Source organism: Actinacidiphila sp. bgisy144 (genome assembly GCF_057708105.1).
The window spans coordinates 97,554-124,482 of record NZ_JBYIRM010000023.1 but is presented as its reverse complement, the minus strand read 5'-3'; the positions used below and the strand labels follow the sequence as shown (position 1 = coordinate 124,482).

General features: G+C 74.0%; 27 protein-coding genes and 1 riboswitch. Of the genes, 15 read left to right on the top strand and 12 right to left on the bottom strand.

Annotation, left to right across the window (positions count from 1 at the left end; genetic code table 11):
- Positions 1–54 precede the first annotated feature (54 nt).
- From AC3EVP_RS25030 to AC3EVP_RS25020, 3 genes are all read right to left on the bottom strand, one after another.
- On the bottom strand, positions 55–1,278 hold the full coding sequence (locus AC3EVP_RS25030; RefSeq protein WP_435133243.1) for an ArsA family ATPase: 1,224 nt from the start codon (positions 1,276–1,278) through the stop codon (positions 55–57).
- On the bottom strand, positions 1,275–1,751 hold the full coding sequence (locus AC3EVP_RS25025) for an SRPBCC family protein (protein WP_335973987.1): 477 nt from the start codon (positions 1,749–1,751) through the stop codon (positions 1,275–1,277). Before AC3EVP_RS25025 ends, AC3EVP_RS25030 begins: the two co-directional genes overlap by 4 nt.
- Positions 1,752–1,863: 112 nt before the next feature.
- A complete protein-coding gene (locus AC3EVP_RS25020) occupies positions 1,864–2,625 on the bottom strand; it encodes a metallophosphoesterase family protein (protein WP_335973986.1) in 762 nt (253 codons plus the stop codon).
- A 150-nt stretch (positions 2,626–2,775) separates the two neighbouring features.
- Between AC3EVP_RS25020 and AC3EVP_RS25015 the strand changes: the two genes are divergently transcribed.
- The 4 genes from AC3EVP_RS25015 (at position 2,776) to AC3EVP_RS25000 (ending at position 6,880) form a co-directional block, all read left to right on the top strand.
- Entirely contained in the window at positions 2,776–4,572 is a 1,797-nt protein-coding gene (locus AC3EVP_RS25015; RefSeq protein ID WP_435133240.1) for an AMP-dependent synthetase/ligase, read from the top strand.
- Between the two features lie 105 nt (positions 4,573–4,677).
- Complete coding sequence (locus AC3EVP_RS25010; RefSeq protein WP_335973978.1) at positions 4,678–5,064, top strand: DUF5304 family protein; 387 nt, start codon at positions 4,678–4,680, stop codon at positions 5,062–5,064.
- Between the two features lie 54 nt (positions 5,065–5,118).
- Positions 5,119–6,060 carry an ROK family glucokinase gene (locus AC3EVP_RS25005; RefSeq protein WP_335973975.1) on the top strand — a complete coding sequence of 314 codons (942 nt, stop codon included), beginning with the start codon at positions 5,119–5,121 and terminating at the stop codon, positions 6,058–6,060.
- A 76-nt stretch (positions 6,061–6,136) separates the two neighbouring features.
- The gene (locus AC3EVP_RS25000; RefSeq protein WP_335973970.1) at positions 6,137–6,880 is read left to right on the top strand and encodes an endonuclease/exonuclease/phosphatase family protein; all 744 of its coding nucleotides are present in this window, start codon (positions 6,137–6,139) and stop codon (positions 6,878–6,880) included.
- A 35-nt stretch (positions 6,881–6,915) separates the two neighbouring features.
- On the opposite strand, the gene AC3EVP_RS24995 is transcribed toward AC3EVP_RS25000, so the two are convergent.
- Positions 6,916–7,431, bottom strand: coding sequence for a hypothetical protein (locus tag AC3EVP_RS24995; protein WP_335973966.1), 516 nt, complete (start codon positions 7,429–7,431; stop codon positions 6,916–6,918).
- Complete coding sequence (locus AC3EVP_RS24990) at positions 7,424–8,203, bottom strand: alpha/beta hydrolase (RefSeq protein ID WP_335973961.1); 780 nt, start codon at positions 8,201–8,203, stop codon at positions 7,424–7,426. The genes AC3EVP_RS24995 and AC3EVP_RS24990 overlap by 8 nt, the downstream gene beginning before the upstream one ends.
- 153 nt (positions 8,204–8,356) lie before the next feature.
- On the opposite strand from AC3EVP_RS24990, the gene AC3EVP_RS24985 reads away from it, so the two are divergent.
- From AC3EVP_RS24985 to AC3EVP_RS24970, 4 genes are all read left to right on the top strand, one after another.
- On the top strand, positions 8,357–9,145 hold the full coding sequence (locus AC3EVP_RS24985; protein WP_435133234.1) for a lysophospholipid acyltransferase family protein: 789 nt from the start codon (positions 8,357–8,359) through the stop codon (positions 9,143–9,145).
- A gap of 68 nt (positions 9,146–9,213) precedes the next feature.
- Complete coding sequence (macS, locus tag AC3EVP_RS24980) at positions 9,214–10,455, top strand: MacS family sensor histidine kinase (RefSeq protein ID WP_435133290.1); 1,242 nt, start codon at positions 9,214–9,216, stop codon at positions 10,453–10,455.
- Positions 10,452–11,189, top strand: a complete 738-nt coding sequence (locus AC3EVP_RS24975; protein ID WP_435133231.1) for a response regulator — start codon at positions 10,452–10,454, stop codon at positions 11,187–11,189. Before macS ends, AC3EVP_RS24975 begins: the two co-directional genes overlap by 4 nt.
- 197 nt (positions 11,190–11,386) lie before the next feature.
- Positions 11,387–12,016 (top strand): uridine kinase family protein, encoded by a 630-nt coding sequence (locus AC3EVP_RS24970; protein ID WP_435133229.1) that lies wholly within the window; start codon positions 11,387–11,389, stop codon positions 12,014–12,016.
- 72 nt (positions 12,017–12,088) lie between these two features.
- On the opposite strand, the gene AC3EVP_RS24965 is transcribed toward AC3EVP_RS24970, so the two are convergent.
- Positions 12,089–14,092 (bottom strand): anthranilate synthase family protein, encoded by a 2,004-nt coding sequence (locus AC3EVP_RS24965; RefSeq protein WP_435133226.1) that lies wholly within the window; start codon positions 14,090–14,092, stop codon positions 12,089–12,091.
- A gap of 304 nt (positions 14,093–14,396) precedes the next feature.
- On the opposite strand from AC3EVP_RS24965, the gene AC3EVP_RS24960 reads away from it, so the two are divergent.
- The gene (locus AC3EVP_RS24960) at positions 14,397–15,746 is read left to right on the top strand and encodes a class II 3-deoxy-7-phosphoheptulonate synthase (RefSeq protein WP_335973944.1); all 1,350 of its coding nucleotides are present in this window, start codon (positions 14,397–14,399) and stop codon (positions 15,744–15,746) included.
- 162 nt (positions 15,747–15,908) lie between these two features.
- The gene (locus AC3EVP_RS24955) at positions 15,909–16,202 is read left to right on the top strand and encodes a (2Fe-2S)-binding protein (RefSeq protein WP_335973943.1); all 294 of its coding nucleotides are present in this window, start codon (positions 15,909–15,911) and stop codon (positions 16,200–16,202) included.
- Between the two features lie 27 nt (positions 16,203–16,229).
- On the opposite strand, the gene bfr is transcribed toward AC3EVP_RS24955, so the two are convergent.
- Positions 16,230–16,709: a bacterioferritin gene (bfr, locus tag AC3EVP_RS24950; protein ID WP_335973936.1), complete on the bottom strand. Its 480-nt coding sequence runs from the start codon at positions 16,707–16,709 to the stop codon at positions 16,230–16,232.
- 146 nt (positions 16,710–16,855) lie between these two features.
- Between bfr and AC3EVP_RS24945 the strand changes: the two genes are divergently transcribed.
- The gene (locus AC3EVP_RS24945) at positions 16,856–17,470 is read left to right on the top strand and encodes a sulfite oxidase-like oxidoreductase (protein WP_435133222.1); all 615 of its coding nucleotides are present in this window, start codon (positions 16,856–16,858) and stop codon (positions 17,468–17,470) included.
- A 110-nt stretch (positions 17,471–17,580) separates the two neighbouring features.
- Here the strand turns inward: AC3EVP_RS24945 and AC3EVP_RS24940 are convergent, their stop codons facing one another.
- The 5 genes from AC3EVP_RS24940 to thiO all read right to left on the bottom strand — a co-directional run bounded on the left by AC3EVP_RS24940 (position 17,581) and on the right by thiO (position 23,127).
- On the bottom strand, positions 17,581–18,462 hold the full coding sequence (locus AC3EVP_RS24940; protein ID WP_435133219.1) for a deoxyribonuclease IV: 882 nt from the start codon (positions 18,460–18,462) through the stop codon (positions 17,581–17,583).
- Positions 18,463–18,540: 78 nt separating this feature from the next.
- Entirely contained in the window at positions 18,541–20,499 is a 1,959-nt protein-coding gene (pknB, locus tag AC3EVP_RS24935; protein ID WP_435133217.1) for a Stk1 family PASTA domain-containing Ser/Thr kinase, read from the bottom strand.
- A 415-nt stretch (positions 20,500–20,914) separates the two neighbouring features.
- The gene (locus AC3EVP_RS24930) at positions 20,915–21,760 is read right to left on the bottom strand and encodes a thiazole synthase (protein ID WP_335973924.1); all 846 of its coding nucleotides are present in this window, start codon (positions 21,758–21,760) and stop codon (positions 20,915–20,917) included.
- A 3-nt stretch (positions 21,761–21,763) separates the two neighbouring features.
- Positions 21,764–21,970, bottom strand: a complete 207-nt coding sequence (gene thiS / locus AC3EVP_RS24925; RefSeq protein WP_435133213.1) for a sulfur carrier protein ThiS — start codon at positions 21,968–21,970, stop codon at positions 21,764–21,766.
- Positions 21,967–23,127 carry a glycine oxidase ThiO gene (gene thiO / locus AC3EVP_RS24920; RefSeq protein ID WP_435133210.1) on the bottom strand — a complete coding sequence of 387 codons (1,161 nt, stop codon included), beginning with the start codon at positions 23,125–23,127 and terminating at the stop codon, positions 21,967–21,969. The genes thiS and thiO overlap by 4 nt, the downstream gene beginning before the upstream one ends.
- A riboswitch (TPP riboswitch) is annotated at positions 23,124–23,236 on the bottom strand. (Overlaps the previous gene by 4 nt.)
- A 109-nt stretch (positions 23,237–23,345) precedes the next feature.
- On the opposite strand from thiO, the gene AC3EVP_RS24915 reads away from it, so the two are divergent.
- From AC3EVP_RS24915 to metF, 4 genes are all read left to right on the top strand, one after another.
- Positions 23,346–24,557 carry an NAD(P)/FAD-dependent oxidoreductase gene (locus tag AC3EVP_RS24915; protein ID WP_335973912.1) on the top strand — a complete coding sequence of 404 codons (1,212 nt, stop codon included), beginning with the start codon at positions 23,346–23,348 and terminating at the stop codon, positions 24,555–24,557.
- An 81-nt stretch (positions 24,558–24,638) separates the two neighbouring features.
- Complete coding sequence (locus tag AC3EVP_RS24910) at positions 24,639–25,013, top strand: Rv2175c family DNA-binding protein (protein ID WP_435133207.1); 375 nt, start codon at positions 24,639–24,641, stop codon at positions 25,011–25,013.
- Positions 25,014–25,112: 99 nt separating this feature from the next.
- Positions 25,113–25,850, top strand: a complete 738-nt coding sequence (gene thiE / locus AC3EVP_RS24905) for a thiamine phosphate synthase (protein WP_435133204.1) — start codon at positions 25,113–25,115, stop codon at positions 25,848–25,850.
- A 135-nt stretch (positions 25,851–25,985) separates the two neighbouring features.
- Positions 25,986–26,906 carry a methylenetetrahydrofolate reductase [NAD(P)H] gene (gene metF / locus AC3EVP_RS24900; protein ID WP_435133201.1) on the top strand — a complete coding sequence of 307 codons (921 nt, stop codon included), beginning with the start codon at positions 25,986–25,988 and terminating at the stop codon, positions 26,904–26,906.
- Positions 26,907–26,929 lie beyond the last annotated feature (23 nt).

Here is a 26,929-nt window from a genome sequence, read left to right as displayed (position 1 = left end):
CGGCGCGCGCCGAGGGCGATCCTCCGCAGCCCGGCAAGGGCGCCCCGGAAAGGGTCAGTGGGGCCAGACCGCGGGGTCGGGGGTGAAGCGGACGTGGAGGGCGCCGTCGCGGAGGGCGGCGCCCTGGACGGTGCAGCGGCGCAGCGCGGAGGGGAGCGGGAGAATCCGGCGGAAACCGCCGGCGTCCACGACGAGTTCGTCCCCGCGCCGGACGAGGTCGAGCCCGTCGCGCTGCGCCCCCGGCAGGGGGAGCACCCACAGGAAGTGCCCCTCGCTGCCGAGGAGGTCCCGCACCTCCCAGGGCTCGGCGGGCCGCGCGGGCCCGCCGGACAGGGGCACCGCGGAGAGCTCCGCGAGGTCGGCGGGGGAGCCCGGCGCCCGCCCGAGGTGCGGCAGTTCGACCAGCGGCACCCCGTCGGCGGCACACGCCTCGCCCAGCGCCTTGAGTTCGGCCTGCTGCTGCCCGGACAGCCCCGCCAGGAACGCGTCGGCCGAGCCGGTCGGCAGCAGCCGGTTGGCGACGACCGCGGCGAGCCGGTGCCCGAACAGCGCCAGCCCGGTACGCGCGGTGCGCAGCACCTCCTGCGCGCGGGCGCCGGGTTCGACGACGACGGCGACCGCGGTGGCCGGGTCCTCGATCACCCTCTGCACGGCCGCGAGTTGGCGGTCGGCGCGGGCGGCGGCGTCGTACGCCCACTCCGCGGGCATCGGGACACCCGCGAGCTGGGCGAGCACCGGGCGCAGCGCCCGGGCGGCCTGGCGGTCGGCGGGCAGCAACCGCCACAGGTAGCGGCGCAGTTGCTCCGGCAGCGCGAGCATCCGCAGCGCGTCGCGCACCGCGGGCAGGTCCACGACGACCAGGTCCCACGGCGCCGGTTCGACGCCATCCAAGTCCGGCTCACCCGTGTCCGGCCCACCCGCGCCCGCGTCGTCCTCACCGGGCAGCACCCGGGCGTACCGCAGCGCCCGCAGCAGCGCGAGCGGGTCGGCGCCCGGCAGTTCGGTCAGCTCCTCCGGGTCCAGCGGCGCCGCCCCCAGCAGCGTCAGCAGCGCGCCCACCCGGCTCTGCGTGTCGAGCGCGCCCTCCCGGAAGGCGGCGGCCGGGTCGACACGGCCGACGGTCAGCCCCGGCACCGCCGCCACCGCGGCCAGCCGGTCGGCGGTGAGCAGCAGGGTGCGGCGGCCCGCGGCGGCCGCCGCGCTCGCGACGGCGGTGGCCACGGTGGTGCGGCCGGCCCCGGCGGCGCCGGTGACCAGCAGCGTGCGGACCTCGGTCACGCGCCGACCGGCTTGCCGGGCTCGGCGGCCGCGTCGCCGGACTCCACCCGCTGCTTCAGCCCGGCCAGCGCGCGGTCGATGATGACCTTCTCGGCCTTCCGCTTGATCATCCCGAGCATCGGGATCTTCACGTCGACCGTCAGCTGGTAGGTGACCTCGGTCCGGCTGCCGCCGTCCAGCGGCGCCAGCGCGTAGGAGCCGTCGAGGGTGCGCAGCATCTGGGACTTCACCAGCGACCAGCGCACCTCGTCCGCGCCGATCCACTCGTACGCCAGGGTGTGGTCGTCCTTGATCGCGCCCGCGTCGAGCACCAGCCGCACCTGGGCGGCGCGCCCGGCGTCGTCGGTGGCGAGCACCTCCGCCTGCTTGACCTCGCCGGTCCACTCCGGATAGCGGTCGAAGTCGGCGATGACTCCCATGACCGCGGCCGGCGCCGCCTCGATGGTGATGCTCGACCTCGTGTGTTCCGCCATCGCCGTGGCCCTCCGGACTACTGGTGCATCTGGTGAGAGTGCTGCTGAGCGTGCCGCTCGCGTGCGTACTGCCCGACGGGTGGAAGGCTATCGCGCCCTCCCGGGCCCCAGCTCACCACTGGAGCACCCACGGGGCGCGGGTGTGGTTGAAGTGGCCGACGTTGACGCACTCGGTGCGGCCGATCCGGGTGCGGCGCACCAGCGGCTGGTGCACGTGGCCGAACAGCGCGTACTTCGGCTGGAGCGTCCGCACCGCGTCGAGCAGCGCCTGGCTGCCGCGCTCGAACCGCCGGGCGGCGGTGTCGTAGCACAGCTCGGGGACGGCCGGCGGGATGTGCGAGCACAGCACGTCCACCGGGCCGAGCGCGGCGACCTTCGCGGCGTACGCGTCCTCGTCGACCTCGTAGGGGGTGCGCATCGGGGTGGGCAGGCCGCCGCCGACGAAGCCGAAGACGCGGCCGCCGATCTCGGTGGTGGCGCCGTCCAGCACGGTGGTGCCGGGCCGGGCGTACTGCGCCCACAGGCCGGGCACGTCCACGTTGCCGTAGGTGGCGTAGGTGGGGGTGGGGAAGGCGGCGAACAGCTCGGCGTACTGCTTGCGGACGGCCTGCTCGATCAGCGCGGGCCGGTCCAGGTCCGCCCACAGCTCGCGGTCGAGGTCGCGGGCCTCGGCGAAGCGGCGGGCGGTGCGCAGCTCCACCATGCGGTCGGCGTTGGCCGTGCCGAACAGGTCGGGGAAGATGCCGCGGGAGTGGTCGGCGTAGTCGAGGAAGAGCACCAGGTCGCCGAGGCAGACCAGCGCGTCGGCGCCGTCCCCGGCCCGCGCCAGCGCCTCGCTCGCGCCGTGTACGTCACTGACCACGTGAACCCGCATGCCGCAACCCTATGCTCGGTGTGTGACGCTGGGAACATCCGGCCGGCGTCCCCCGCGTCCCCCTACCCCGACGCTTTACCGATGGGTAACGTGTCGGCAGTCCAGACCTTCCCTCCGGGTGCGACGCGGCACCGATGAGGAGCAGCAGCCTTGCGTGAGTTCAGCCTTCCGGCCCTGTACGAATTCCCCGCGGACGGCAACCTGACCGACCTGGTCCGGCGCAACGCGACGCAGCATCCGGACACGCCCGTGATCGGCCGCAAGGACGGCGAGGGGCGCTGGCAGGACATCACCGCGGCCCGCTTCCTCACCGAGGTGCGCGAGGCGGCCAAGGGCCTGATCGCCTCGGGGGTGGAGCCCGGCGACCGCGTCGCGGTGATGTCCAGGACCCGCTACGAGTGGACGCTGCTGGACTTCGCGATCTGGACCGCGGGCGCGGTGACCGTACCGGTGTACGAGACGTCGTCCGCCTCGCAGGTGGAGTGGATTCTCGCCGACTCCGGCGCGGTCGCGGTGGTGGTGGAGACCGCGGCGCACGAGGCGGCGGTGGAGTCCGTACGGGAGGGGCTGCCGCAGCTCAAGCACGTGTGGCGGATCGACGGCGGCGGGGTGCGCACGCTGGTCGAGGCCGGCAGCGACGTCGCCGAGGCGGTGGTCGACGAGCGCTCCACGGCCGCGGGCGCCGACGCCCCGGCCACCATCGTCTACACCTCCGGCACCACCGGCCGCCCCAAGGGCTGCGTGCTCAGCCACCGCAGCTTCTTCGCGGAGTGCGGCAACGTGGTGGAACGGCTGGGCCCGCTCTTCCGCACCGGGCACTCCTCGGTGCTGCTCTTCCTGCCGCTGGCGCACGTGCTGGGCCGGCTGGTGGAGGTGTGCAGCGTGATGGCGCCGATCCGGCTCGGGCACGTCTCCGACGTCAAGCACCTCACCGACGACCTCCAGGGGTTCCGGCCGACCCTCGTCCTCGGGGTGCCGCGGGTCTTCGAGAAGGTCTACAACACCGCCCGGGCCACCGCGCAGGCGAGCGGCAAGGGCCGGATCTTCGACCGCGCGGCCGATGTCGCGGTCGCCTACAGCAAGGCGCTGGACACCCCCGGCGGGCCCTCGTTCAAGCTGCGGCTGACCCACCGCGTCTTCGACCGGCTCGTCTACGGCAAGCTGCGCGCGGTGCTCGGCGGCCGCGCGACCCACGCGATCTCCGGCGGCGCCCCGCTGGGCGAGCGGCTCGGCCACTTCTACCGCGGCCTCGGCTTCACCGTCCTGGAGGGCTACGGGCTCACCGAGTCGTGCGCGGCCACCGCGTTCAACCCGTGGGACCGTACGAAGATCGGTACGGTCGGGCAGCCGCTGCCCGGCTCCACGGTGCGGATCGCCGACGACGGCGAGGTGCTGCTCTACGGCGAGCACCTCTTCACCGGCTACTGGAACAACGACGCGGCCACCGCGGAGGCGGTCTCCGACGGCTGGTTCCACACCGGGGACCTCGGCGCCCTCGACAACGACGGGTACCTCACGATCACCGGGCGCAAGAAGGAGATCATCGTGACCGCCGGCGGCAAGAACGTCGCGCCCGCGGTCATCGAGGACCGCATCCGCGCGGACGCGCTCGTCGCCGAGTGCATGGTCGTCGGCGACCAGCGGCCCTTCGTCGCCGCGCTCATCACCCTCGACGAGGAGTTCCTCCCGCGCTGGGCCGAGCAGCACGGCAAGACCGGCCGCACCCCCGCGGAACTGCTCGACGACCCCGACCTGCTCGCCGCCCTCCAGCACGCCGTCGACAGCGGCAACACCGCGGTCTCCCGCGCCGAGTCGGTCCGCAAGTTCCGCGTCCTGCCGGTCCAGTTCACCGAGCAGTCCGGCCACCTCACCCCCTCCCTCAAACTCAAGCGCAACGTGGTCGCCGCCGACTTCGCCGCGGACATCGAGTCCCTCTACGCCGCGTAGCGCGGCGCCCTCCCCCCGGCGGGTGGTCCCGGAACCGGCGGACAGGGGCACCCCGGAGGGTCCCGCACCCGGGGCAACCCGACCTCCTTCGGGTACCGTCGAAGCATGAGCGAAGCGGATGCGTGGGCGACGGCAAGCGCGGAAGACATCGCGGCGGAGAAGGCGCGCCGCAAGGCGCAGGCGGGCGAGGTGCCGGGGTCCGCCGCCGACGAGTTGCGGCGGCTGGCGGAGGCCGTGGGCGAGGTCGTCACGGAGAAACTGGCGACCCTGCGCAGCCCCGCGGTGCAGATCGCGGCCCAGGGCGTCCTGTCCCAAGTGCGTTCTGTTGTCGAACCCATCAAGGAACGCAACCCGGACGTGTTCGATCACCTGAGCACCGCCGGAGCCGAACTCCTGGCGGCCTACCGGTCCGCGGTGGCCGGCGCGGAGGCCCGCTGGACCTCAGGTGGGCCCTCCTCGCGTTCAACGGCTGAACACATCGACCTCGACTGACCCCCTCTCCGGTACGGTTCTCTTAGCGGGGATCGACCGAAAACTGAGGGACACATGGGACTCACCATCGGCGTCGACATCGGCGGCACCAAGATCGCGGCCGGAGTGGTCGACGAGGAAGGCGCGATTCTCGAGACCGTCAAGGTGCCGACTCCGTCGTCTCCCGAAGGCGTCATCGACGCGATCGTGGCGGCGGTACGCCAGGTCAGCACCGGTCACCAGATCGAGGCCGTCGGCATCGGCGCCGCCGGCTACGTCGACGACAAGCGCGCCACCGTACTGTTCGCGCCCAACATCAACTGGCGGCACGAAGCGCTCAAGGACAAGGTCGAGCAGCGCGTCGGCCTGCCCGTCGTGGTGGAGAACGACGCCAACGCGGCGGCGTGGGGCGAGTACCGCTTCGGCGCCGGACAGGGCCACTCCGATGTGATCTGCATCACGCTCGGCACCGGTCTCGGCGGCGGCATCATCATCGGCAACAAGCTGCGCCGCGGCCGCTTCGGCGTCGCCGCGGAGTTCGGCCACGTCCGGGTGGTGCCCGACGGCCTGCTCTGCGGCTGCGGCAGCCAGGGCTGCTGGGAGCAGTACGCCTCCGGCCGCGCCCTGGTCCGCTACGCCAAGCAGCGCGCCAACGCCACCCCGGAGAACGCCCAGGTGCTGCTGGCACTCGGCGACGGCACCCCGGAGGGCATCGAGGGCCGGCACATCAGCGCCGCCGCCCGGCAGGGCGACCCGGTCGCGATCGACTCCTTCCGGGAGCTGGCCCGCTGGGCCGGCGCGGGCCTGGCCGACCTCGCCTCGCTCTTCGACCCCTCGGCGTTCATCGTCGGCGGCGGCGTCTCGGACGAGGGCGAACTCGTCCTCGACCCGATCCGCAAGTCGTTCCGGCGCTGGCTGATCGGCGGCGAGTGGCGGCCGCACGCCCAGGTGCTCGCCGCCCAACTCGGCGGCAAGGCCGGCCTGGTGGGCGCCGCGGACCTGGCCCGCCAGGGCTGATCCGCCCCGCCGGAGGCAGGCCCGCCACCGGTACGATCCCGCACGACCCGCACACCACGACGAAGGCGCAGCGCGAGTGGAAGATCTGCCGAGTTCCGCGACGGAGCCTGGGGGCTCGGCGGTCATCCGCGTCCTGAGCTACAACGTCCGCTCGCTGCGGGACGACACGGAGGCGCTGGCCCGGGTGATCCGCGCCTGCGCCCCCGACCTCCTCCTCGTCCAGGAGGCCCCGCGGTTCTTCCGGTGGCGCAAGGCCGCGGCCCGCCTCGCCGAGTCGACCGGCCTGTTCTACGTGACCGGCGGCGCCCCGGCGGCCGGGCCGATGATCCTCGCGTCCCTGCGGGCGCGGGTGATCCGCACCGAGGACATCCTGCTGCCGCGCACCCCGGGGCTGCACCAGCGCGGCTTCGCCACCGCGGTCCTGGGGTTCGGCGGGGCCCGGCTGTCCGTGCTCAGCGCGCACCTCAGCCTGCGCGCCGAGGAGCGGCTGGAGCAGGCCGCCCTGCTGCTGCGCCACCTCGACGCCCTCGGCGAGGAACACCAGGTGGCCGGCGGCGACCTCAACGACGGCCCGGGCGGGCGCGCCTTCGACCGGGTCGCCGGGAAGCTCCAGGACGCCTGGGCCGCCGAGCCGTGGGGCGGCGAGGCCACCTCCCCGTCGAGCGGCGCGCGCCGCCGGATCGACGGGATCTTCGCCTCGACCGGCATCGAAGTCCTGGGCGCGGGCGTCCCGTTGAACGTGCCGGGCGTCAAGCGCACCGACCTCGCCTCGGCCACCGACCACCTCCCGGTGCTCGCGGCCCTGCGCGTCCCGGCGTAGGGCCGTACGGCCGCGGCGCCCGTACGGCCGGGCGGTCAGACGACCGCGCCGCCGTCCGGGCGGTCGTCGTCCTCGTCGCCGGTGCGCATCCGCGCCACGAGCGTCGCGAACCCGCCGACGAACCCGCCGACCCCGACCAGGACCACCCACCAGGCCAGGTCGAGCTGGAGCAGCACGAAGGCGAACAGCAGCAGCGGGCCGCCCACCACCGCGATCCACGCGAACTTGGTGGTCACGTCGGCCTCGGGCAGCGGCGGTGGCTCCGGCGGGACGTAGTGCGCGTCCTCGTCATCGTCGTCGTCCGCCACGTAGTCCCGCGGTCCGGAGATCACCGGGTGGATCACGATGCTGCGGGTCGGCGGCGGGGGGACGGCGGGCCCGGGGTCCGCGGGCGGGGCCGGCTTCGGCTGCTCCGGCGGCACGTTCTCGGCCTCGGGCCAGGACCGGGCGCCGGGTGCGGGCTCCTCGTCGTAACCGGCCACCAGGGCCGCCCACACGGCCTCCTCGTCGAGCGGCGCCGCGCCCTCGTCCTCGCGATCGGCGTCAGCCACCTGCGGTGACCTCCTCGGCCGCGGCCGGAGCGGACAGCCGGCGGATGAACGCGTACGACTCCTCGAAGATCTGCTCGGCGTCGTGGTCGAGGGTGGCGACGTGGTAACTGCGCTCCAGGACCCGCTCGGTGACGTCGGTGGAGGAGATCTTCGCCAGCACCAGCTCGGTGTTGGACGGGTGCACCACGTGGTCCTGCCGGCTGTGCAGCAGCAGCACCGGCTGGGTGACCTGGGGCAGCGCCGAACGCACCACCGGCCAGAACTCGTTCAGGGAGCGCAGCGCGCGCAACGGCACCCGGGGGTAGCCCAGTTCGGTGGCGCCCTCGCGGGCGATGTCGCTGACGATGCCCGGCGCGGACGGCACGAGGTGCCGCAGCGCCGAGCCGATCCTGATCTGGAGCCCGTCGGCCTTCACCGACGGGTTGACCAGCACCAGGCCGCTGATCGCGGTGCCGTGCTTCTCGGCCAGCCGCAGGCTCAGGGTGCTGCCCATGGACAGGCCGCACACGAAGACCCGGGAGCACGAGGCGAGCAGCGAGCGCAGCTCGCGGTCCACCTCGGCGTACCAGTCCGGCCAGCCGGTGACCTGCATGTCCTGCCAGCGGGTGCCGTGCCCGGGCAGCAGCGGCAGCGACACGGTCAGCCCGCGCGCGGCCAGGTACTCGGCCCACGGCCGCATGGACTGCGGGGTGCCGGTGAAGCCGTGACAGATCAGGACGCCGGTCTCGCCGCCTTCGTGGCGGTACGGTTCGGCTCCGGGCATGAGCGGCATCGTGCATCTCCTGTTCAACGACGCGTACCCGGGTACACGGGAGTCGGACGTTCAGCGTACGCGGACCCGATCCCCACCGGTAAGCCCTACCGGGCCGTGCGCGGGTTAAGGTCGTCGCGACGGCTACAGGAGGCCCTGTTGTTCTACGGTGCGATGAAGATCGTTCTCGGCAAGCCGATCAAGGCGGTCTTCCGACCCTGGGTGGAAGGGCTGGAGAACATCCCGGCGGAGGGTCCGGCGATCCTCGCCAGCAACCACCTGTCCTTCTCGGACTCCTTCTTCCTGCCCTCGATGCTCGACCGGCAGGTCACGTTCATCGCGAAGGCGGAGTACTTCACCACCCCCGGCGTGAAGGGCAAGCTGACGGCCGCGTTCTTCAAGGGCGTCGGGCAGCTCCCGGTGGACCGCTCGGGCGCGCGCGGCGCCGGTGAGGCGGCGATCAACAGCGGCCTGGCGGTACTGGCGCGCGGCGAGCTGTTCGGGATCTACCCCGAGGGCACCCGCTCGCCCGACGGCCGCCTGTACCGCGGCAAGCCCGGCGGCCTGGCCCGGGTCGCCCTCGCCAGCGGCGCACCCGTCATCCCGGTGGCCATGATCGACACCGAGAAGGTCCAGCCGGTGGGGCAGGTCGTGCCGAAGCTGTCCATCCGGCCCGGCATCAGGATCGGCCGCCCGCTCGACTTCTCCCGCTACCAGGGCATGGAGCAGGACCGGTTCATCCTCCGCTCGGTCACCGACGAGGTGATGTACGAGATCATGAAGCTGTCCGGCCAGGAGTACGTCGACATCTACGCGACCGCCGCCAAGCGGCAGATCGCCGAGGCGGCGAAGGCGGAGGCGGCGAAGGCGGCCGCCGCGAAGAGCGACGCGGCACCCACCGACACGGAGCACACCGACACGGCACCCACCGACAGGGAGCACACCGACCCGCCCACCGCGTAGCCGCCCGGGCACCCCGCGAGACCGTGCAGACTTGGCGGACCGGGGGAAGGGAATCCGTGGCCGTGAAGATGTCGGTGGAACTGCCGCTGTGGCGTGCGCTGGCCGCCTACCGCGTACTGACCTGCGGATACGCCGTGGCGCTGTACGTCCACGCGTACCCGTCGCTGCGCCACCCGTTGCCGGGCGGCGTGTACATGGGCGCCCTGGTGGTGTGGACGTTCGCGACGCTGGGCCGGCTGCGCAACGCGGAGCGGTGCACCCCGCCGTTCCTGGTCGCCGATCTGGTCGTCGCCGTCAGCGGGGTGCTGCTCACCTCCGTGGTCGACGTCCCCGAGCGGATAGCGTCCGGCTCCTTCACGCTGCCGTCGATCTGGACGGCCGGCTCGGTGCTGGCCTGGGCGGTGAAGGGCGGCTGGCGGTGGGCCGCGCCGGCCGCTTCCGTGGTCGCGGTCGCCGACCTCGTCGAGCGCGGCACGGCCAGCCCCGAGACCCTGCACAACCTGGTCCTGGTGTGGATCGCGGCGATCGCCATCGGCTACGTCGTGGAGGTCGCCCGGGCGAGCGAGCGCACCCTCGCCCGGGCGCTCCAGATCGAGGCGGCCACCCGCGAACGCGAGCGGCTGGCCCGCGACATCCACGACAACGTCCTCCAGGTGCTGGCGATGGTGCAGCGCCGCGGCGACCAGGCGGGCGGCGAGGCCGCGGAACTCGGCCGGCTGGCCGGCGAGCAGGAGGTGGCGCTGCGCTCCCTGATCTCGGGCGCCCCGGCCCCGGAGCCGCCCCCGCCCGCCGGCGGTACGCCCGCGCCGGACGGCCCCGCGGACCTGCGCCCGCTGCTGTCCCGGTACGCCTCCGGCCGCGTCACCGTCTCCGCGCCGGGCACCCCGGTGCCGCTGGACCCGGGCGCCGCGGCCGAGTTGGCGGCGGCGGTCGGCGCGGCCCTGGACAACGTGCGCCGCCACGCGGGCGAGCAGGCGCACGCCTGGATACTGCTGGAGGACGAGCCGGACGCGGTGCTGGTGACCGTGCGGGACGACGGCCCCGGCATCCCGGAGGGGCGGCTCGCCGCGGCGGCGCGCGAGGGCCGGCTGGGCGTGGCCCAGTCCATCCGCGGCCGGCTGCGCGACCTGGGCGGCGGCGCCGAACTCGTCTCCGTACCCGGCCAGGGCACGGAGGTGGAACTGCGCCTGCCGAAGGCACCGCGGCGGACGGCAGCCGCGCCCGGCGGCCCGGTAGCCTCGGGCGTACGCAACGAACCGGCCGGCGCCGCAGACACCGGCCGGACCGGAGGGGGAGGAAGCACACCATGACCCTCGGCACCGCCGAGCACACCGGACCGGACCGGCCCGTGACGGTGATGGTCGTCGACGACCACCCGATGTGGCGGGACGCGGTCGCCCGCGACCTCGCCGAGGCGGGCTTCGAGGTGGTCGCCACCGCGGGCGACGGGCCCGAGGCGATCCGTCGGGCCCGCGCGGCCCGCCCGCAGGTGCTGGTGCTCGACCTCAACCTGCCCGGCGCGTCCGGGGTGCAGGTGTGCAAGGAGGCCATCGCGCACGACGGAGCGCTGCGGGTGCTGGTGCTGTCGGCCAGCGGCGAGCACACCGACGTGCTGGAGGCGGTCAAGTCCGGTGCGACCGGATACCTGCTGAAGTCCGCCGGGCGGGACGAACTGGTGGACGCGGTGCGCCGCACCTCGGCCGGCGACCCGGTCTTCACCCCGGGGCTGGCCGGGCTGGTGCTGGGGGAGTACCGCCGGCTCGCCACCGAGCCGCCCCCGGCGCAGCCCGACGAGCCGGCCGCGCCGCGGCTGACCGAGCGGGAGACGGAGGTGCTGCGGCTGGTCGCCAAGGGCCTGAGCTACAAGCAGATCGCCCAGCGGCTGGTCATCTCGCACCGCACCGTGCAGAACCACGTGCAGAACACCCTCGGCAAGCTCCAACTGCACAACCGGGTCGAGCTGGTGCGCTACGCGATCGCCCGCGGTCTCGACGACGAGGACGGCGACGGCGACGGCAGCGGGGACACCGGCGGGAACCGCTGAGCCGGGGGCCGTGCGGACGCCCGGCGGACCGGCCGGAACCGGCCCGGCGCCGACGCGTGCCGCGGCGCGCCAAGAGCGCTTGCCGTAGGCCGCCCACCGGCCCTACGATCCCTCCACCCGGCATGTCCGGCCGCTTCGAACACCCCCTTTCTGGTCTTCTGTCCCCACCTTTCTGAGCATCTTGAGGAGCGCCCGGTATGACGGGTGTTGTGGGAGGGCACGCGGTGCCCGTACTCGCGGTCGCAGGCGGCACCGCTTCCGGCAAGTCCACCCTTGCCGAGGCGCTGGCGCGGCATCATCCCGAGACCGTCGGTCTCGTCCACCTCGACGACTTCTACGTGCCCGCGCACGACCCGCAGCGCGGGGTGCGGACGCTGAGCGCGACCGGCGCGGAGACGCTGGACTGGAACCATCCCGGCTCCATCGACGAGGACGCCGTCGCCGAGGCGGTCGACGCGGCGGCCGGCTGCGGCCGGTACCGGCTCGTGGTCGTGGAGGGCCTGTTCGCGCTCACCCTGCGGGCGGTCGCCGAGCGGGCCACCTGGCGGGTGTACGTGGACACCCCCGACGACATCCGGCTGGCCCGCAAGATCCTGCGCAAGATCGAGGTGTTCGGCCAGGACCCGGGCCTGTCGCTGCGCAACTACCTGCTCAGCGGGCGGGAACGGCACGCGGAGTACGTCGCCCCCGCCCGGGACCGGGCCGACCTGGTGCTCGACGGCACCACGTCCGAGGAGGGCCTGCTCGACGCCGTCGCCCACCTCGTCGGCGACCTCCTCGGCCGCGCCCCGCAGCAGGCCGGGCACCCCGAGCCGCTGGCCGTCTGACCGCGCGGGGCCGTCTGGCCGCGCGGGCCCGCCCGGCCGGATGCGGCCGGACGGCCCCGCGGCCCGGTGCCGCTACACCGGCGGGCGGACCGCCCGCGAGGTCGCGCCCACGTGGTCGAGCAGCCCGGCCACCAGCGCGGCGCCGTCCAGCGAGAGCACCGACTCCGGGTGGAACTGGACCCCGGCGAAGCCCGGCCCGCGCAGCGCGTGGATGTCGCCGCTCGCCGGGTCCCGGCTCACCTCGATGCCGTGCATGGCCAGTTCCTCGGCGGCGTCGGCGTCGCAGCGGGCCGTGAAGGTGTTGTAGAAGCCCACCGTGGTCCGGGTGCCGAAGAAGTCGACCACCTCCTGCGCGCCCTGCGCCGGGCGGTCCTTGCGGACCAGGTCCAGGCCGAGTTCGGCCGCGACCAGCTCATGGCCCAGGCACACCCCGAGCAGCCCATGCGCGTGGTCGCGCACCAGGTCCGCGGTGAGCGCCCGCAGGAAGCCCATCTTCGGGTCGGCGGTCTCCGCCGGGTCGCCCGGGCCCGGGCCCAGCACCACCGGCCCGGCGTGCGACAGCGCCGCCTCCCGCAGCCCGGGCTCGTCGTAGCGCCGTACGGCCACCGTGCGGCCGGCGGCGCGCAGCACATGCGCGAGCATCGCGGTGAAGGTGTCCTCGGCGTCCACCACCAGCACCGGCCCGGCCGCGCCGTCCCGCGCCGGGGCCGGCGTCCGCATCCGCAGCCAGAACGGGGCGAGCCGGGAGCGGCGGGCGTCCAGCGCGGCCCGCACCCGGATGTCGTCGGCCAGCCGCGGCGCGGCCGTACCCGGGTCGGAGCCCGGCGCGGGGGCGGCCGGCGGCCGCGGCGGGAGCACCCCCAGCGCGGTGAGCACCCCGGCGGCCTTCGCGTGCGTCTCGGCCACCTCCGCGTACGGGTCGGAGTGCCGCACCAGGGTCGCGCCGACCGGCACCTTCAGCTCACCGGCGGGCGAGATGTCGGCGGTGCGGATCAGGATCGGCGAGTCCAGCGTCTGGGCGCCGCCCGCGTCCCGCCCGAGCAGCGCCAGCGCGCCCGCGTAGTAGCCGCGCCCGGCGCCGTCGCGGCCGCGGGGCTCGTACCGCTCGATCACCCGGCAGGCGTTCTGCACCGGCGAGCCGGTGACGGTCGCGGCGAACATCGTCTCCCGCAGCACCTCCCGCACGTCCATGCTGGAGCGGCCGCGCAGTTCGTACTCGGTGTGCGCGAGGTGCGCCATCTCCTTCAGCCGCGGCCCGACCACGACGCCGCCCCGGTCGCCGACCGTGCACATCATCTTCAGCTCCTCGTCCACGACCATGGTCAGCTCCTCCACCTCCTTCGGGTCGTGCAGGAACTCCAGCAGCCCGTCCGCCGACGGCCCCTGCGCCGGGTAGCGGTAGGTGCCGCTGATCGGGTTCATCACCACGGTCCGGCCGGACATCCGCACATGGACCTCCGGGCTGGCGCCCACCAGCGTCCGCTCGGGGGTGTGCACGGTGTACGTCCAGTACGCGCCCCGCTCGCCGCGCAGCAGCCGGCCGAACAGCTCCAGCGCCGCCGCCGGCCCGAAGTCCGGCACGACACCGCGGAAGGTGCGCCGGATCACGAAGTTGGCGCCCTCGCCGCGCCCGATCTCCTCCTCGAGCACCTGCCGCACGATCCGCGCGTACGCGTCGTCGTCCACGTCGAACGCGCCGCCCTCGACCCGCACTTCGGACCCGCCCGGCAGCTCCCGCAGCGCGTCCCGCACCTCGGCGAGCGGGAGTTCGTACACCTCCTGCGGGCGCAGGACGGCCAGCGGGGTGCCGTCGTCATGGACGTCGAAGCCCCGCTCGCGGATCTGCCGGAAGGGCACCAGGGCCAGCGCGTCGGTGACCGGGGCGCCGGGGGAGCCGGAGGGCAGCGGGATGCCGGCGAGCGTGTCGACCTGCTCGACGGGGCCGAGCAGCACCTCGACCACGTCCTGCGGGCGGCCGGGGGTGCGGCGGTGCAGCAGGGCGAAGGGCGGGCAGGCGGGGTCGAGCAGGCGCTGGACGAGCCGGGCGGCGCTGGGGGGCGGGGCGGAGTGGGGCACGGCGGGCGTTCCTTCCTGGACGTTCCTGGACGTTCTCGGCGGGCGACGGACGGGAAGGGCGGCCGGACCCGGAAACACCGAAGGCCGCCCTCGGGCGGCCTTCGCGACGTGTTCTGCGCGCGATGTCTAACGGGCCGCCGTGGAAGCGGTCCGCCAGCAGGAGTGCTGGGTGGTGCGGGTGATCATCGCGGTCATGGTCCCGAGCCTACCGCAACCGGGCGGCGACGATCCGCACACGGGGTGGAACGTCTCATCCACTGAGCGCAGCGGTCCGGGCCCGACCCGACCACGTAGGGTGGGGCCCGTGACCGTGAATGCCGAAACCCATGCCGGGACCCGTACCTGGCAGTCTCTTCCCGCGGCGCAGCAGCCTGAATGGCCCGACCCCGAGGCGCTGCGCGACGTGATCGCCGAGCTCGCCTCGTATCCGCCGCTGGTCTTCGCCGGCGAGTGCGACCAGCTGCGCGCCCGCATGGCCGAAGTGGCCGAGGGCAAGGCGTTCCTCCTCCAGGGCGGCGACTGCGCCGAGGCGTTCGACGCCGTGGGCGCGGACCAGATCCGCAACAAGCTCAAGACGCTGCTCCAGATGGGAGCGGTGCTCACCTACGCCGCTTCGGTGCCGGTGGTGAAGGTCGGCCGGATCGCCGGCCAGTACAGCAAGCCGCGCTCCAAGCCGACCGAGACCCGCGACGGCGTGACGCTGCCGACCTACCGCGGCGACTCGGTGAACGGCTTCGAGTTCACCGCCGAGGCCCGCGTGCCCGACCCGCAGCGGCTGAAGCGGATGTACCACACCTCCGCCGCCACGCTGAACCTGGTGCGCGCCTTCACCACCGGCGGCTACGCCGACCTGCGCCAGGTGCACGCCTGGAACCAGGACTTCGTGAAGTCCTCGCCGTCCGGGCAGCGGTACGAAGCCCTCGCCCGCGAGATCGACCGCGCGCTGACCTTCATGGCCGCCTGCGGCACCGACCCGGCCGAGTTCCGCACCGTCGAGTTCTACGCCTCCCACGAGGCGCTGCTGCTCGACTACGAGACGGCGCTGACCCGGACCGACTCGCGGACCGGCAAGCTCTACGACGTCTCCGGCCACATGCTGTGGATCGGCGAGCGCACCCGGCAACTCGACGGCGCGCACATCGAGTTCGCCGCGCAGATCGGCAACCCGATCGGGGTGAAGCTCGGCCCGTCGACCACCCCGGAGGAGGCGCTCGCCTACATCGACCGCCTCGACCCGGACCGGGTGCCCGGCCGGCTCACCTTCGTGGTGCGGATGGGCGCGGACAAGGTCCGCGACAAGCTGCCGACGCTGGTGGAGAAGGTCACCGCGTCCGGGGCGAAAGTGGTGTGGGTCAGCGACCCCATGCACGGCAACACCTTCGAGGCCGCCTCCGGCCACAAGACCCGCCGCTTCGACGACGTCCTGGACGAGGTGAAGGGCTTCTTCGAGGTCCACCACGGCCTCGGCACCCACCCCGGCGGCATCCACGTGGAGCTGACCGGCGACGACGTCACCGAGTGCGTCGGCGGCGGCGACGAGATCTTCGTCGACGACCTGCACCAGCGGTACGAGACGGCGTGCGACCCGCGGCTCAACCGCAGCCAGTCGCTCGACCTGGCGTTCCTGGTCGCCGAGATGTACCGGGGCCAGTAGCAGCGGGCGCCGGCACCCGGCCCGTCGGTGCCGGCTTCGAGAAGTATCCGCGGAGGGGCGCGTATCACACCGGTACGCGCCCCTCCCGGCTTTTCTTCCGCGCGACCGTCTGGGTAAGGTAAGGGTTACCTCAGCTTCTGGCCCTGGATCGGTGGTGACCGCGTGTACGTCTGCTCGTGCTTCGGCATCACCGAGCAGCAGGTGAAGCAGCACGCCGAAGAGGGCCGCTGCACCCCGCGCCAGATAGCCTCCGCCTGCAAGGCAGGCACGGACTGCGGGTCCTGCGTCAAGCGCATCCAGGCGGTGCTGGGCCGCGGCGACGGCTGCGTCACCCGCCACGGGCTGGCCGCCCCGGCCGCTGCGGCCGGGCCGGCCCCGGCCGATCTCGCGCAGCCGGAGATCCCGCGGCCGGACCCCGCGCCGCCCGCCCTCCGACCGCTGCGGCGCGTCGCCTGACCCGCGGCCGCGCACCTCAGGGGCGGATCAGCTCTCCGGCTGCTCGATCTGCTGCGCGATGTACAGCGGCTCGCCCAGCTTCTCGATCAGGCCGAGCTGCGTGTCCAGGTAGTCGATGTGGTGCTCCTCGTCCTTGAGGATGTCCTCGAACAGCCGGGCCGAGGTCACGTCGGACTTCGACCGCATCAGGTCGATGCCGCGCCGCAGCCGGTCGATCGCCTCGACCTCCACCAGCCGGTCGGCCTGGAACATCTCGGTGACGGTCTGCCCCACCCGCACATGGAACAGCCGCTGGTAGTTCGGCAGCCCCTCCAGCAGCAGGATGCGGTCGGTGATGATCTCCGCGTGCCGCATCTCGTCGAACGACTCGGCCCTGGTGTTCTTCGCGAGCTTCGTCCACCCGAAGTTGTCCTGCATTTTCGCGTGCAGGAAGTACTGGTTGATCGCGGTCAGCTCGGCGGTCAACTGCTCGTTGAGGAACTCGATGACCTCGGGGTCGCCCTGCATGGCAACGCCGTCCTTCCCGTTCGGGCCCGATATGTCCGCGCATCCTTGCACCGCGTGACCGTTCGATCCAGTAAGTGCACGCTTACGGTGTCGGCGCCGCCCGGCCCGCGGCCCGAGCACGGTGTCCGGTCTGTCACCATGGACGTATGAGTCGGCAAGCGCATCCGGAGGGGCGGCTCCCCCCGGGGCAGCGGCTCCAGCGGGGCTGGCCGGTCACGCACTACGGGCCCGTGCCCCGCTTCCGCCCCGAGCGCTGGGACTTCCGCGTCTTCGGCGCCACCGTGCACGGCGCCCGCCCGGTGTGGAACCACGACGAGTTCTCCGCGCTGCCGTACACCACCGTGGTCGCCGACTTCCACTGCGTCACCAAGTTCTCGATGACCGGCATGGAGTGGGGCGGGGTCTCCGCCGCCACCGTCGCCGAACTCGCGCCCCCGGCGGCCGACGTCACCCACGTCATGGTCTGGGCCGAGTACGGCTTCAGCTCCAACCTGCGGATCGAGGAGTTCCTCGACGACCTCACGATCTTCGCCACCCACCAGGGCGGCCAGCCCCTCACCGCCGAACACGGCTTCCCCGTCCGCCTCGTCGTGCCCCGCCTCTACGCCTGGAAGGGCCCCAAGTGGGTGCGGGGCATCGAGTACATGACGGCCGACCGCCGCGGTTTCTGGGAGGAACGGGGCTACCACAACCTCGCCGACCCCTGGCACGAACAGCGCTACTCCTTCCAGGAATCCCCGGGCGACGGCCCCGAACTCTGATCCCGGCTCACCCCGCCGGGCGCCCTAAAGGGGCGCGGGGAACGGCGCGACCAGCCAGAACGTACGAGTGGATCGCCACTGCCTGAAGGGGCAGACGCGGCCGTAAGGGGTCACTCCCCCCGAAGGGACTGGAGCAACTTCACGTCAGAAGCGTGCCCTTCAACTCCCCCCGGAGTCTCGATGACCAAGGGCACCCCGTCCGTCGCCGGGTGGGCCAGAACCTCACGGAAGGCCTCCACCCCGATCCGCCCGGCACCAATATTCTCGTGGCGGTCGAGGTGCGCCCCGCACCCCGCCTTCGAGTCGTTCGCATGGATCAGCCGCAGCCGCCCCGCCCCCGCGGCCCCCTCGATCTCCGCGAACATCCGGTCCACCCCGCCGGGCGCCGCGATGTCGTGCCCGGCGGCGAACACATGGCAGGTGTCCAGGCACAGCCCGACCCGCGGATGCCGGTCCAGCGCGTCCAGATACGGCCCCAGGTCCTCCGCCAGCGAACACAGCGAGGACCCCTGCCCGGCGGTCGACTCCAGCAGCAGCCACGGGTCGTCGTCGTGCGTCAGCTCCTCCAGCAGCGGCCGCACCCGCTCCCGTACCTGCGCCAGCGCGGCCTCCCGGGGGCGGCCGCCGGTCGCGGAACCGGTGTGCACCACCACCCCGAGCGCCCCGATCCGCCGCCCCCGGCGCAGCGAGTGCCGCAGCGACGCCACCGAGCGGTCGACGGTCTCCGGCGTGTGCGAGCCGAAGTTGATCAGATACGGCGCGTGCACGTACGCGGGGATGTCCGCGTCGGCGCAGCGGGCGCGGAACTCCTCGTCCTGCGCCGGATCACCCGGGCCGGTCGCCCAGCCCCGGGGGTTGGCCACGAAGACCTGCACCGCCTCCGCGCCCAATTGCTCGGCGTAGCCCAGGCCCTTGGTGGCCAGGCCGCCCGCCACCGGCACGTGCGCGCCGACCGGATTGCGGCGGCGCCCGGGCGCGGTCTGCTCGTTCACTCGTCCGTCACCGGTCTTCACAGCTCGTCGTTCGGGTCGGTCAGGGCACCCAGGGTCGGTCAGCGCATCCAGAGTCGGTCAGCGCGCCCAGAGGGTGATCGTCGCGCCCTTGGGGGCCTGGCTGCCGCCGTCGGGGGACTGGCTGAACACGGTACCGCTGAAGAAGAGGTTGATCACCCGCACCTCGAAGCCGGCGGCGGTGAGGATCTTCTTCGCGTCGCCCGTCTTCTTCCCGGTCACGTCCGGCACCGGGAACTGCTGCTGGCCCTTGGAGACCGTGATCGTCACCGAGTCGCCCGCGGCGGCCTGGCCCCCGGCGCCCGGGGACTCCAGCGCGACCTTGTCCTTGTCGGCCACGTCGGAGAAGACCTTGCCCGGCGCGAGCACCACCTTCAGCCCGGCCGCCTCCAGGTCCTGCTGCGCGTCGGTGACCGACTCGCCGACCACGTCGGGGATGTCGACGGGGGCGCCGCGCGAGACGGTGATCGAGACGCGCTTGCCCGGGTCGGTCTGGGTGGTGCCCAGCGGGTCGGTGGACACGACCCGGCCGCGCGGCACGTCGTTGCTGTATGCCTGGGTGACCGTGCCCGGCACCAGGCCCGCGGCCTTGATCTCCTTGCGGGCGGTGGCCAGGTCGCGCCCGGCGACGTCGGGCACCCGGACGTGCTGGGGGCCCTTGGAGACCGTCAGGGTCACCGTGCCGTTGCCGCGGATGCGCCGGCCGGGGGAGGGGTCGGTGGCGATCACGCTGCCGCGCGGCACTGTCAGCGAGAAGCCCTGCTTCACCTTGCTGTCCAGCCCGGCCTGCTCGATCTTCTGCTCGGCCTTCGCCTGCGGCAGCGACAGCACACCGGGGACCGTCGTGAACTGGCCGTCGTTGATGTACCAGACGCCCGCGCCGACCCCGAGGACGACCAGCAGGGCGACGAGCACGGCGAGCGGGCCGCGGCGCGAGCGCGCCCACCCGGGTGCCGGGGCGGGGGGAGGGTCGTCCGGCGGCGGGGTGGGCAGCAGCAGGCGGGTGGTGCGGTCCGGGACCGCGCCGTCGGGCCGCGCCACCACGCTGGTGGGCTCCTCGGAACCGGGCGGCAGTACGGGCGGCACCTCGTCGGTGGGCACCTCGTCGGCGTGCACCTGGTCGGCGGGCTCGGGTGCCGCCGGTCCGGCCGGGCGCGCGTCCAGCTCCTCCGCGGTCAGCGCCGCCCGCGCCGTACGGGTCTCGGCGAGCAGTTCCACCGCGTCCGCCGGGCGCTGCTGCTGCGGGCGGGCGCAGGCCCGCGCCACCAGCGCGTCCAGCAGCGGCGGTACGGTCGGCACGACCGCGGAAGGCGGCGGCACGTCCTCGTTGACGTGCTGGTACATCACCTTCATCGGGGTGTCGCCGTCGTACGGCTTGCGGCCGGTCAGCATCTCGTAGAGCACCACGCCGCACGCGTACACGTCGGCCCGCTGGTCCACGGTGCCGTGGCCGATCTGCTCCGGCGCCAGGTACGACACGGTGCCCAGCACCACGCCCGTCGACGCGCTCGTCTTCGTGTCGATCGCCCGCACCAGGCCGAAGTCGGCGACCTTCACCCGGCCGTCGTCGCCGATCAGCACGTTCTCCGGCTTCATGTCCCGGTGCACCAGACCCGCGCGGTGCGCCGCGCCCAGCGCCGCGAGCACCGGTTCCATGATGTCCAGCGCCGCGTGGACCTGGAGCGCCCCGCGCTCCCTCAGCACGTCCCGCAGCGTGCAGCCCGCGACGTACTCCATCGCCAGGTACACGTACGTGCCGTCCGTGCCCTGGTCGAAGACGCCCACCACGTTCGGGTGCGCGAGCTTCGCGACCGCCTTCGCCTCGCGGATGAAGCGCTCCACGAACACCGCGTCGTCCGCGAGGCGCGGGTGCATCACCTTCAGGGCGAGCTCCCGGTCCAACCGGGTGTCCACGGCGCGGTAGACCGTCGCCATCCCGCCGACGGCGATGCGCTCCTCGACCAGATAGCGCCCGTCGAGCGTCTGCCCGACGAGCGGGTCCTCCACGCTGGTGTCCACGGCCACCGATTCTACGAGGCGGTTCGCACCCAACCGCGGGATCACGGCGCAATGTGTCCCACCCGTGCGGATTCGCTACGCGGTTGTAACCGTCTCCGTCCCCCTCCTCCCGCCCTGCGGGCCCCACGGCCCCCGCCGCGACGGTCCCGTCCCGCCCCCGGCTGCCGCCGTGTGGTGCGCTGGCCGCGCCGTTCCCCGCGCCCCTGTGGGGCGCTGGCTTCTTTCGCGGGAGGGGCCGAGCAAAACCAGGGGCGCGGGGAACTGCGCGGCCAGCCAGAGTGCACCGTGAGGTGGACGGGGACGGGAGGGGGCAGTACCCAGGGGCGCGGGGAACTGCGCGACCAGCCGGAGCGGGCCTGGGGTGGACGGGGACGGGAGGGGGCAGGACGCGGGGGCGCGGGGGGAGGGCGGCGCCCTATGCGCGGGGGGCTGGGGGCGGCGCCCCCAGGGAGAGGGCGCCGTTCGAGGGGGTCGAAGCGAGGGCACCGTACCTGCGGGGGATACGCCCGGCCCGGTGGGCGAGCCGGCCGGCGGAAACGGCCTCCCGCATGGCCGCGGCCATGAGCACGGGCCGCTGCGCCCGGGTGACGGCGGACGCGAGCATGACGGCATCGCACCCGAGTTCCATGGCGAGCGCGGCGTCGGACGCGGTGCCGGCCCCGGCGTCGAGGATGACGGGCACGGACGCCCGCTCGACGATGAGCTGGAAGTTGTGCGGGTTGCGAATCCCGAGCCCGGAGCCGATCGGCGAGCCGAGCGGCATGACCGCCGCGCACCCGACATCCTCCAACTTGCGGGCGAGCACGGGGTCGTCGCTGGTGTACGGCAGCACCGTGAACCCGTCGTCCACCAACGTCTCGGCAGCGTCGAGGAGTTCGACCGGATCGGGCAGCAACGTCCGCTCGTCGGCGATCACTTCGAGCTTGACCCAGTCGGTGCCGAGCGCCTCCCGGGCGAGCCGCGCGGTGAGGACGGCCTCGCCCGCGGTGAAGCAGCCGGCCGTGTTCGGCAGGACACGAACCCCCAACCGGCTCAGCACGGACAGCACGGAACCTTTCGCGGTGGGGTCCAGCCGCCGCATCGCGACGGTCGTCAGCTCCGTACCGGAGGCGACGAGCGCCCGCTCCAGCACGTCGAGGCTCGGCGCCCCGCCGGTGCCCATGATCAGCCGGGACCCGAACACGGCGTCGCCGATCCGCAGCGGATCAGCCCCGTCAGGCGACGCGGACGGCGCGGCCTGCGCCGACGGTGTCGTGTGCAACGCTCAGCCCCCCTGGACCGCGGTGAGGATCTCCACCCGGTCGCCGTCGGCGAGCCGGGTCGCCGACCAGCGCGAGCGCGGCACCACCGCCTCGTTGAGCGCGGCGGCCACCCCGGTGGTCGCCGCGCCGTACCGGGCGACGAGCGCACCGAGCGCGATCGGCTCCTCCAGAGCGCGCGGCTCCCCGTTGACGAGCACGCTGATCGTCATACCGTCTGCTCCTCACGTACGGCCGCGAACCGCCCGGCGGCGAACGGCTCGGCGTACCGCGGCAGCCGTCCGGTGTCCAGGACATGGCCGAGGACGTCCCCGGTGACGGGCGTGAGCAGCACCCCGTTGCGGTGGTGCCCGGTGGCCAGCAGCAGGCCGTCCAGGTGGGAGGGCCCGAGCAGGGGCGCGTTGTCCGGCGAGCCGGGCCGCAGCCCCGCGAGGGTCTCGGTGAGGGGGAGTTCGGTGATGCCGGGCACCAGGTCGTGCGCGTCCCGCAGCAGTTGGTAGACGCCGCCCGCGGTCACCGCGGTGTCCCAGCCGAACTCCTCGCTGGTCGCGCCGAGCACCAGTTCCCCGTTCTCCCGCGGCACCAGGTAGACATGGCTGCCGCGGACCACCGCACGGACCGTGCGGGACAGGAACGGCGCCCGCCCGGCCGGCATCCGCAGCCGCAGGATCTGCCCCTTCACCGGCCGCACCGGCGGCAGCGCGTCCGGCGGCAGCCCCGCCAGCCGGCCGCTCTCGCAGCCCGCGGCCAGCACGGTGCGCCCCGCCACCGCCCGGGTGCCGTCGGCGAGTTCGGCGCCGGTGACCCGGTCGCCCGCGCACAGCACCCGCGCCGCCTTCGCCCGTACGAACTCCACGCCCGCCGAGCACGCCGCCCGCAGCAGCGCCGCCGCCAGCCGCCGCGGATCGACCTGGTGGTCGCCGTCCACCCGCAGCCCGCCGCGCACCCCGGGGGCGAGCAGCGGCTCCAGCCGGCGGCAGTCCCGCCCGGTCAGCCACTGCGCGGCCAGCCCCAGCGAGGTCTGGAAGGCGTGCAGGTCGCGCAGGTCCGCCCGGTCGTCCGCGTCCAGCGCCACCGCGAGGGTGCCGCACGGCCGGTAGCCGGTGTCCAGACCGGTGGCGTCGGCCAACTCCGCGACCAGGTCCGGATAGCGCGCCGCCGACGCCAGGTTCAGGTCGAGCAGCGTCTGCTCGCCGTACTGCAACTCCGTGACCGCGGCGAGCATCCCCGCCGCGACATGGGCGGCGCCGCCGCCGGGGGACGGGTCGGCCACCACCGTCGACAGCCCGCGCTGGGCGGCGCGCCACGCCGTCACCAGGCCGATGATGCCGCCCCCCACGACGAGGACGTCCGCTGTTCGGGTACGCATGAGTCTCGGCTGCTCCCTTCGCCGGCATGACCCGGATCAGGTTCGTACGGTCGGCGGCCGGCCAGCCGCCCTCTCAGCCCGGTGCGTCCGGGCTCCCGCGAATTCGCTTCCGGTCAGCTTAACCGAGGGCCCGCCGGCGGGCGCCGCCGCGTCCACCGCGGTGGACGGGCCGCCCCGACCCCCGCCCCGGCGCCGCCCCGACGCGCTAACGTGTCCCGGTGAGCGAGCGTCACGCAGTGATCGTGGGGGCCGGCATGGCCGGCGTGCAGACGGCCGTCGAGCTGCGGCAGCAGGGCTGGCGCGGCCGGATCACCCTGCTGGGGGACGAGCCCCACCCGCCGTACGACCGCCCCCCGTTGTCGAAGGCGGTGCTGCTGGGCGCGGAGGGCGGCGCCCTGGCCGACGTGCGGTTCGACGTCGACTTCGCCGCCTTGGAGGTGGACCTGCGGCTGGGCGTGCACGCGCAGGCGCTGCGCGCCGCGGCACGCCAACTCGTCACCGACGCGGGCCTGGTGGCCTATGACGCGCTCGTCCTGGCCACCGGCGCCTACCCGGTGGCGCTGCCCGGCACCGCCGGCCGCCCCGGCGTCCACCCGCTGCGCACCCTGGACGACGCCGCCGCGCTGCGCCCGGTCCTGGAGCGGCGCGAGCACGTCGTGGTGGTCGGCGCCGGCTGGATCGGCGCGGAGTTCGCGACCGCGGCCCGCAAGGCCGGCTGCGAGGTGACGGTGGTCGAAGCCGCCGACCGCCCGCTGTCCGGTGTGCTGCCCGCGTCCGTCACCGCGCACATGACCGGCTGGTACGACGAGGCCGGCGTGACCCTGCTGACCGGCACCACCGTGGCCGAGGCCGCGGCGGGCGGGGTGGTGCTCGCCGACGGCAGCCGCCTGGCGGCCGGCGCCGTGGTGGTCGGGATCGGCGCGCGCCCCGCCACCGGCTGGCTGGCCGGCTCCGGGGTCACCCTGGACCCCCAGGGCGCGGTGCGCGCCGACGAGCGGCTGCGGGCCACCGCGCCCGACGTGTACGCGGTCGGCGACTGCGCGTCCTTCCCCTCCGCCCGCTACCACCGGCGGCTGCTCGTCCACCACTGGGACAACGCGGTCCAGGGCCCGCGCACCGCCGCCGCGAACCTGCTCGGCGGCGAGGAGGCGTACGACCCGGTGCCGTACTTCTGGTCCGAGCAGTTCGGGCGGTTCGTGCAGTACGCCGGGTTCCACCGGGACGAGGACACGATGGTCCGCCGCGGCGACCCGTCCGGCGACTCCTGGTCGGTGCTGTGGCTGCGCCGCGGCGTGCTGGTGGCGGTGCTCGCGGTGGGGCGGCCCCGGGACATGGCGCAGGGCCGCAAGCTGATCACCCAGGGTGCCGAGCCGGACCCGGCGCTCGCCGCGGACCCGGCGGTGCCGCTCAAGGCCGCGGTGCCGCACTGACGCCTGCCGCGGGAGCGCGGGGGACACCGTGACGGCTCAGCGGTGGGGGCGATTGTCAGCCGCAGGTGGCAGGCTTGTCCCGTGACTGTTTACTCGTCGGTTGACGCGCACATTGACGCTCTCGTCCCCTCCTGGCTCACCCTGCCCGAGGTCGCGGAGCGGCTCGGCCTCGAAGTGACCCGTATCCGGCCGCTGATCAAGGAAGGGCAGCTCATCGCGGTCCGGCGCGGGGAGAACAAGGTGCTGATGGTGCCGAGCGACTTCATCGGAGACGGCAAGATCGTGAAGGGCCTGCCCGGCACCCTGACCCTCCTGAAGGACGACGGGTTCACGGACGACGAGGCCCTGGAGTGGCTCTTCACGCCCGACCCGACCCTGCCCGGCACCCCCGCCAACGCGCTGCGCGAGAATCGCGGGACCGAGGTGAAGCGCCGCGCGCAGGCGCTCGCCGTGTAGCCCGCGCCCTGCCGGGGCCGCCGGCCGCCGCCCGTACCGCACCCGCGGACGCGCGCGGCGGCGGCCCGCACCGGGGCGCACCGACCCCGGGAGCCCGCGATGCCCACCCCGACCGCGTCCGACCGCCTCGCCGCCGCCCGGCTCTACCTGTGCACCGACGCGCGCACCGGCCGCGGCGACCTCGCCGCGTTCGCGGACGCCGCACTGCGCGGCGGGGTGGACATCATCCAGCTCCGCGACAAGGGCATCGAGGCCCGCCAGGAACTGGCCGCGCTGGAGATCCTCCGCGACGCCTGCCGCCGCCACGGCAAGCTCCTCGCCGTCAACGACCGCGCCGACATCGCCCACGCCGCCCGCGCCGACATCCTCCACCTCGGCCAGGACGACCTGCCGGTCCCCGCCGCCCGCGCGATCCTCGGCCCCGACGTCCTCATCGGCCGCTCCTGCCACACCGCCGCGGAGGTCGACGCCGCCGCCGTCCAGCCCGGCGTCGACTACTTCTGCACCGGGCCGGTCTGGCCGACCCCCACGAAGCCCGGGCGCCCCGCACCCGGGCTCGACCTCGTCCGCCACGCCGCCGCGCTCCGCCCGGCCCGGCCCTGGTTCGCGATCGGCGGGATCGACGCCACCACCCTCCCCGACGTCCTCGCCGCCGGCGCCCCCCGCATCGTCGTCGTCCGCGCGATCACCGGTTCCCCCGCCCCCCACGAAGCCGCGGCTGCCCTGACCCGCACGATCCGCTGCACGGTGCCCGACAGGGGCGCGGGGAACTGCGCGAGCAACCAGCTTCCGGCCGGTGGTCCGGACACGACAGCAACAGCCCCTTCGGGCCGGTGACGACCTGCACCACGGAACAGGGCTGGTCGCGCAGTTCCCCGCGCCCCTGTCCGGCACCGTTCTCCGCGGCAGCGGCCCCCCGGGAGTGGCTGGACGCACTAACGTGTGGTGGCCGCCACACGTTAGCCTGCTGACATGGCCTTGGGGACTTCATCCACACGTACGGACCGCGCGACCACGATCCGTGAGCTGCTCGCGTCCGGCCACCGCTCCTACTCCTTCGAGTTCGCCGCGCCGCGTACGGAGAAGGGCGAGCGCACGCTGTGGAACGCGATCCGGCGGATCGAAGCTGTCCGTCCGACGTTCGTGTCGGTCACCTACGGCGCCGGCGGCTCCTCGCGGGAGGGCACCGTACGGGCCACCGACCGCATCGTGTCGGACACCACGCTGACCCCGTGCGCCCACCTGACCGCGGTGAACCACTCGGTCGCCGAACTGCGCAACATCATCGGCCAGTACGCCGACGCCGGCATCCGCAACATCCTCGCGGTGCGCGGCGACCCGCCCGGCGACCCGATGGGCGAGTGGGTGGCGCACCCGCAGGGCCTGACGTACGCGGCCGAGCTGGTGCGGCTGGTCAAGGAGTCCGGGGACTTCTGCGTCGGCGTCGCGGCGTTCACCGAGATGCACCCGCGCTCGACGGACCCGGTGGAGGACACCCGGCACTTCCTCGACAAGTGCCGGGCGGGCGCGGACTTCGCGATCACCCAGATGTTCTTCGACCCCGAGGCGTACCTGCGGCTGCGCGACCGGGTGGACAGCGCGGGCTGCACGGTGCCGGTGATCCCCGAGGTGATGCCCGTCACGAACGTCCGGCAGATCGAGCGCTTCTCGCAGCTCGGCAACGCGCCCTTCCCTCCTGAGCTGGCCGAACGCATCCTCGCGGTGCAGGACGACCCGGCGGAGGTGCGGAAGATCGGCATCGAGTTCACCACGCGGATGTGCCGGCGCCTCATGGACGAGGACATCCCGGGGCTCCACTTCATTACTCTTAACCACTCCACCGCATCGCTGGAGATCTACGAGAACCTCGGGCTGCACCAGCGGGCGGCGTGACCGCGGGCGACCGCCCCTAGGTG

Coding starts and splice junctions, on each gene's coding strand:
- AC3EVP_RS25025 (WP_335973987.1), bottom strand. CDS start 1,751: ATGGCGGAACACACGAGGTCGAGCATCACCATCGAGGCGGCGCCGGCC.
- AC3EVP_RS25020 (WP_335973986.1), bottom strand. CDS start 2,625: ATGCGGGTTCACGTGGTCAGTGACGTACACGGCGCGAGCGAGGCGCTG.
- AC3EVP_RS25010 (WP_335973978.1), top strand. CDS start 4,678: ATGAGCGAAGCGGATGCGTGGGCGACGGCAAGCGCGGAAGACATCGCG.
- AC3EVP_RS25005 (WP_335973975.1), top strand. CDS start 5,119: ATGGGACTCACCATCGGCGTCGACATCGGCGGCACCAAGATCGCGGCC.
- AC3EVP_RS24990 (WP_335973961.1), bottom strand. CDS start 8,203: ATGCCGCTCATGCCCGGAGCCGAACCGTACCGCCACGAAGGCGGCGAG.
- AC3EVP_RS24985 (WP_435133234.1), top strand. CDS start 8,357: ATGAAGATCGTTCTCGGCAAGCCGATCAAGGCGGTCTTCCGACCCTGG.
- macS (WP_435133290.1), top strand. CDS start 9,214: ATGTCGGTGGAACTGCCGCTGTGGCGTGCGCTGGCCGCCTACCGCGTA.
- AC3EVP_RS24975 (WP_435133231.1), top strand. CDS start 10,452: ATGACCCTCGGCACCGCCGAGCACACCGGACCGGACCGGCCCGTGACG.
- AC3EVP_RS24970 (WP_435133229.1), top strand. CDS start 11,387: ATGACGGGTGTTGTGGGAGGGCACGCGGTGCCCGTACTCGCGGTCGCA.
- bfr (WP_335973936.1), bottom strand. CDS start 16,709: ATGCAGGGCGACCCCGAGGTCATCGAGTTCCTCAACGAGCAGTTGACC.
- AC3EVP_RS24945 (WP_435133222.1), top strand. CDS start 16,856: ATGAGTCGGCAAGCGCATCCGGAGGGGCGGCTCCCCCCGGGGCAGCGG.
- thiS (WP_435133213.1), bottom strand. CDS start 21,970: ATGACGATCAGCGTGCTCGTCAACGGGGAGCCGCGCGCTCTGGAGGAG.
- thiO (WP_435133210.1), bottom strand. CDS start 23,127: ATGCGTACCCGAACAGCGGACGTCCTCGTCGTGGGGGGCGGCATCATC.
- thiE (WP_435133204.1), top strand. CDS start 25,113: ATGCCCACCCCGACCGCGTCCGACCGCCTCGCCGCCGCCCGGCTCTAC.
- metF (WP_435133201.1), top strand. CDS start 25,986: ATGGCCTTGGGGACTTCATCCACACGTACGGACCGCGCGACCACGATC.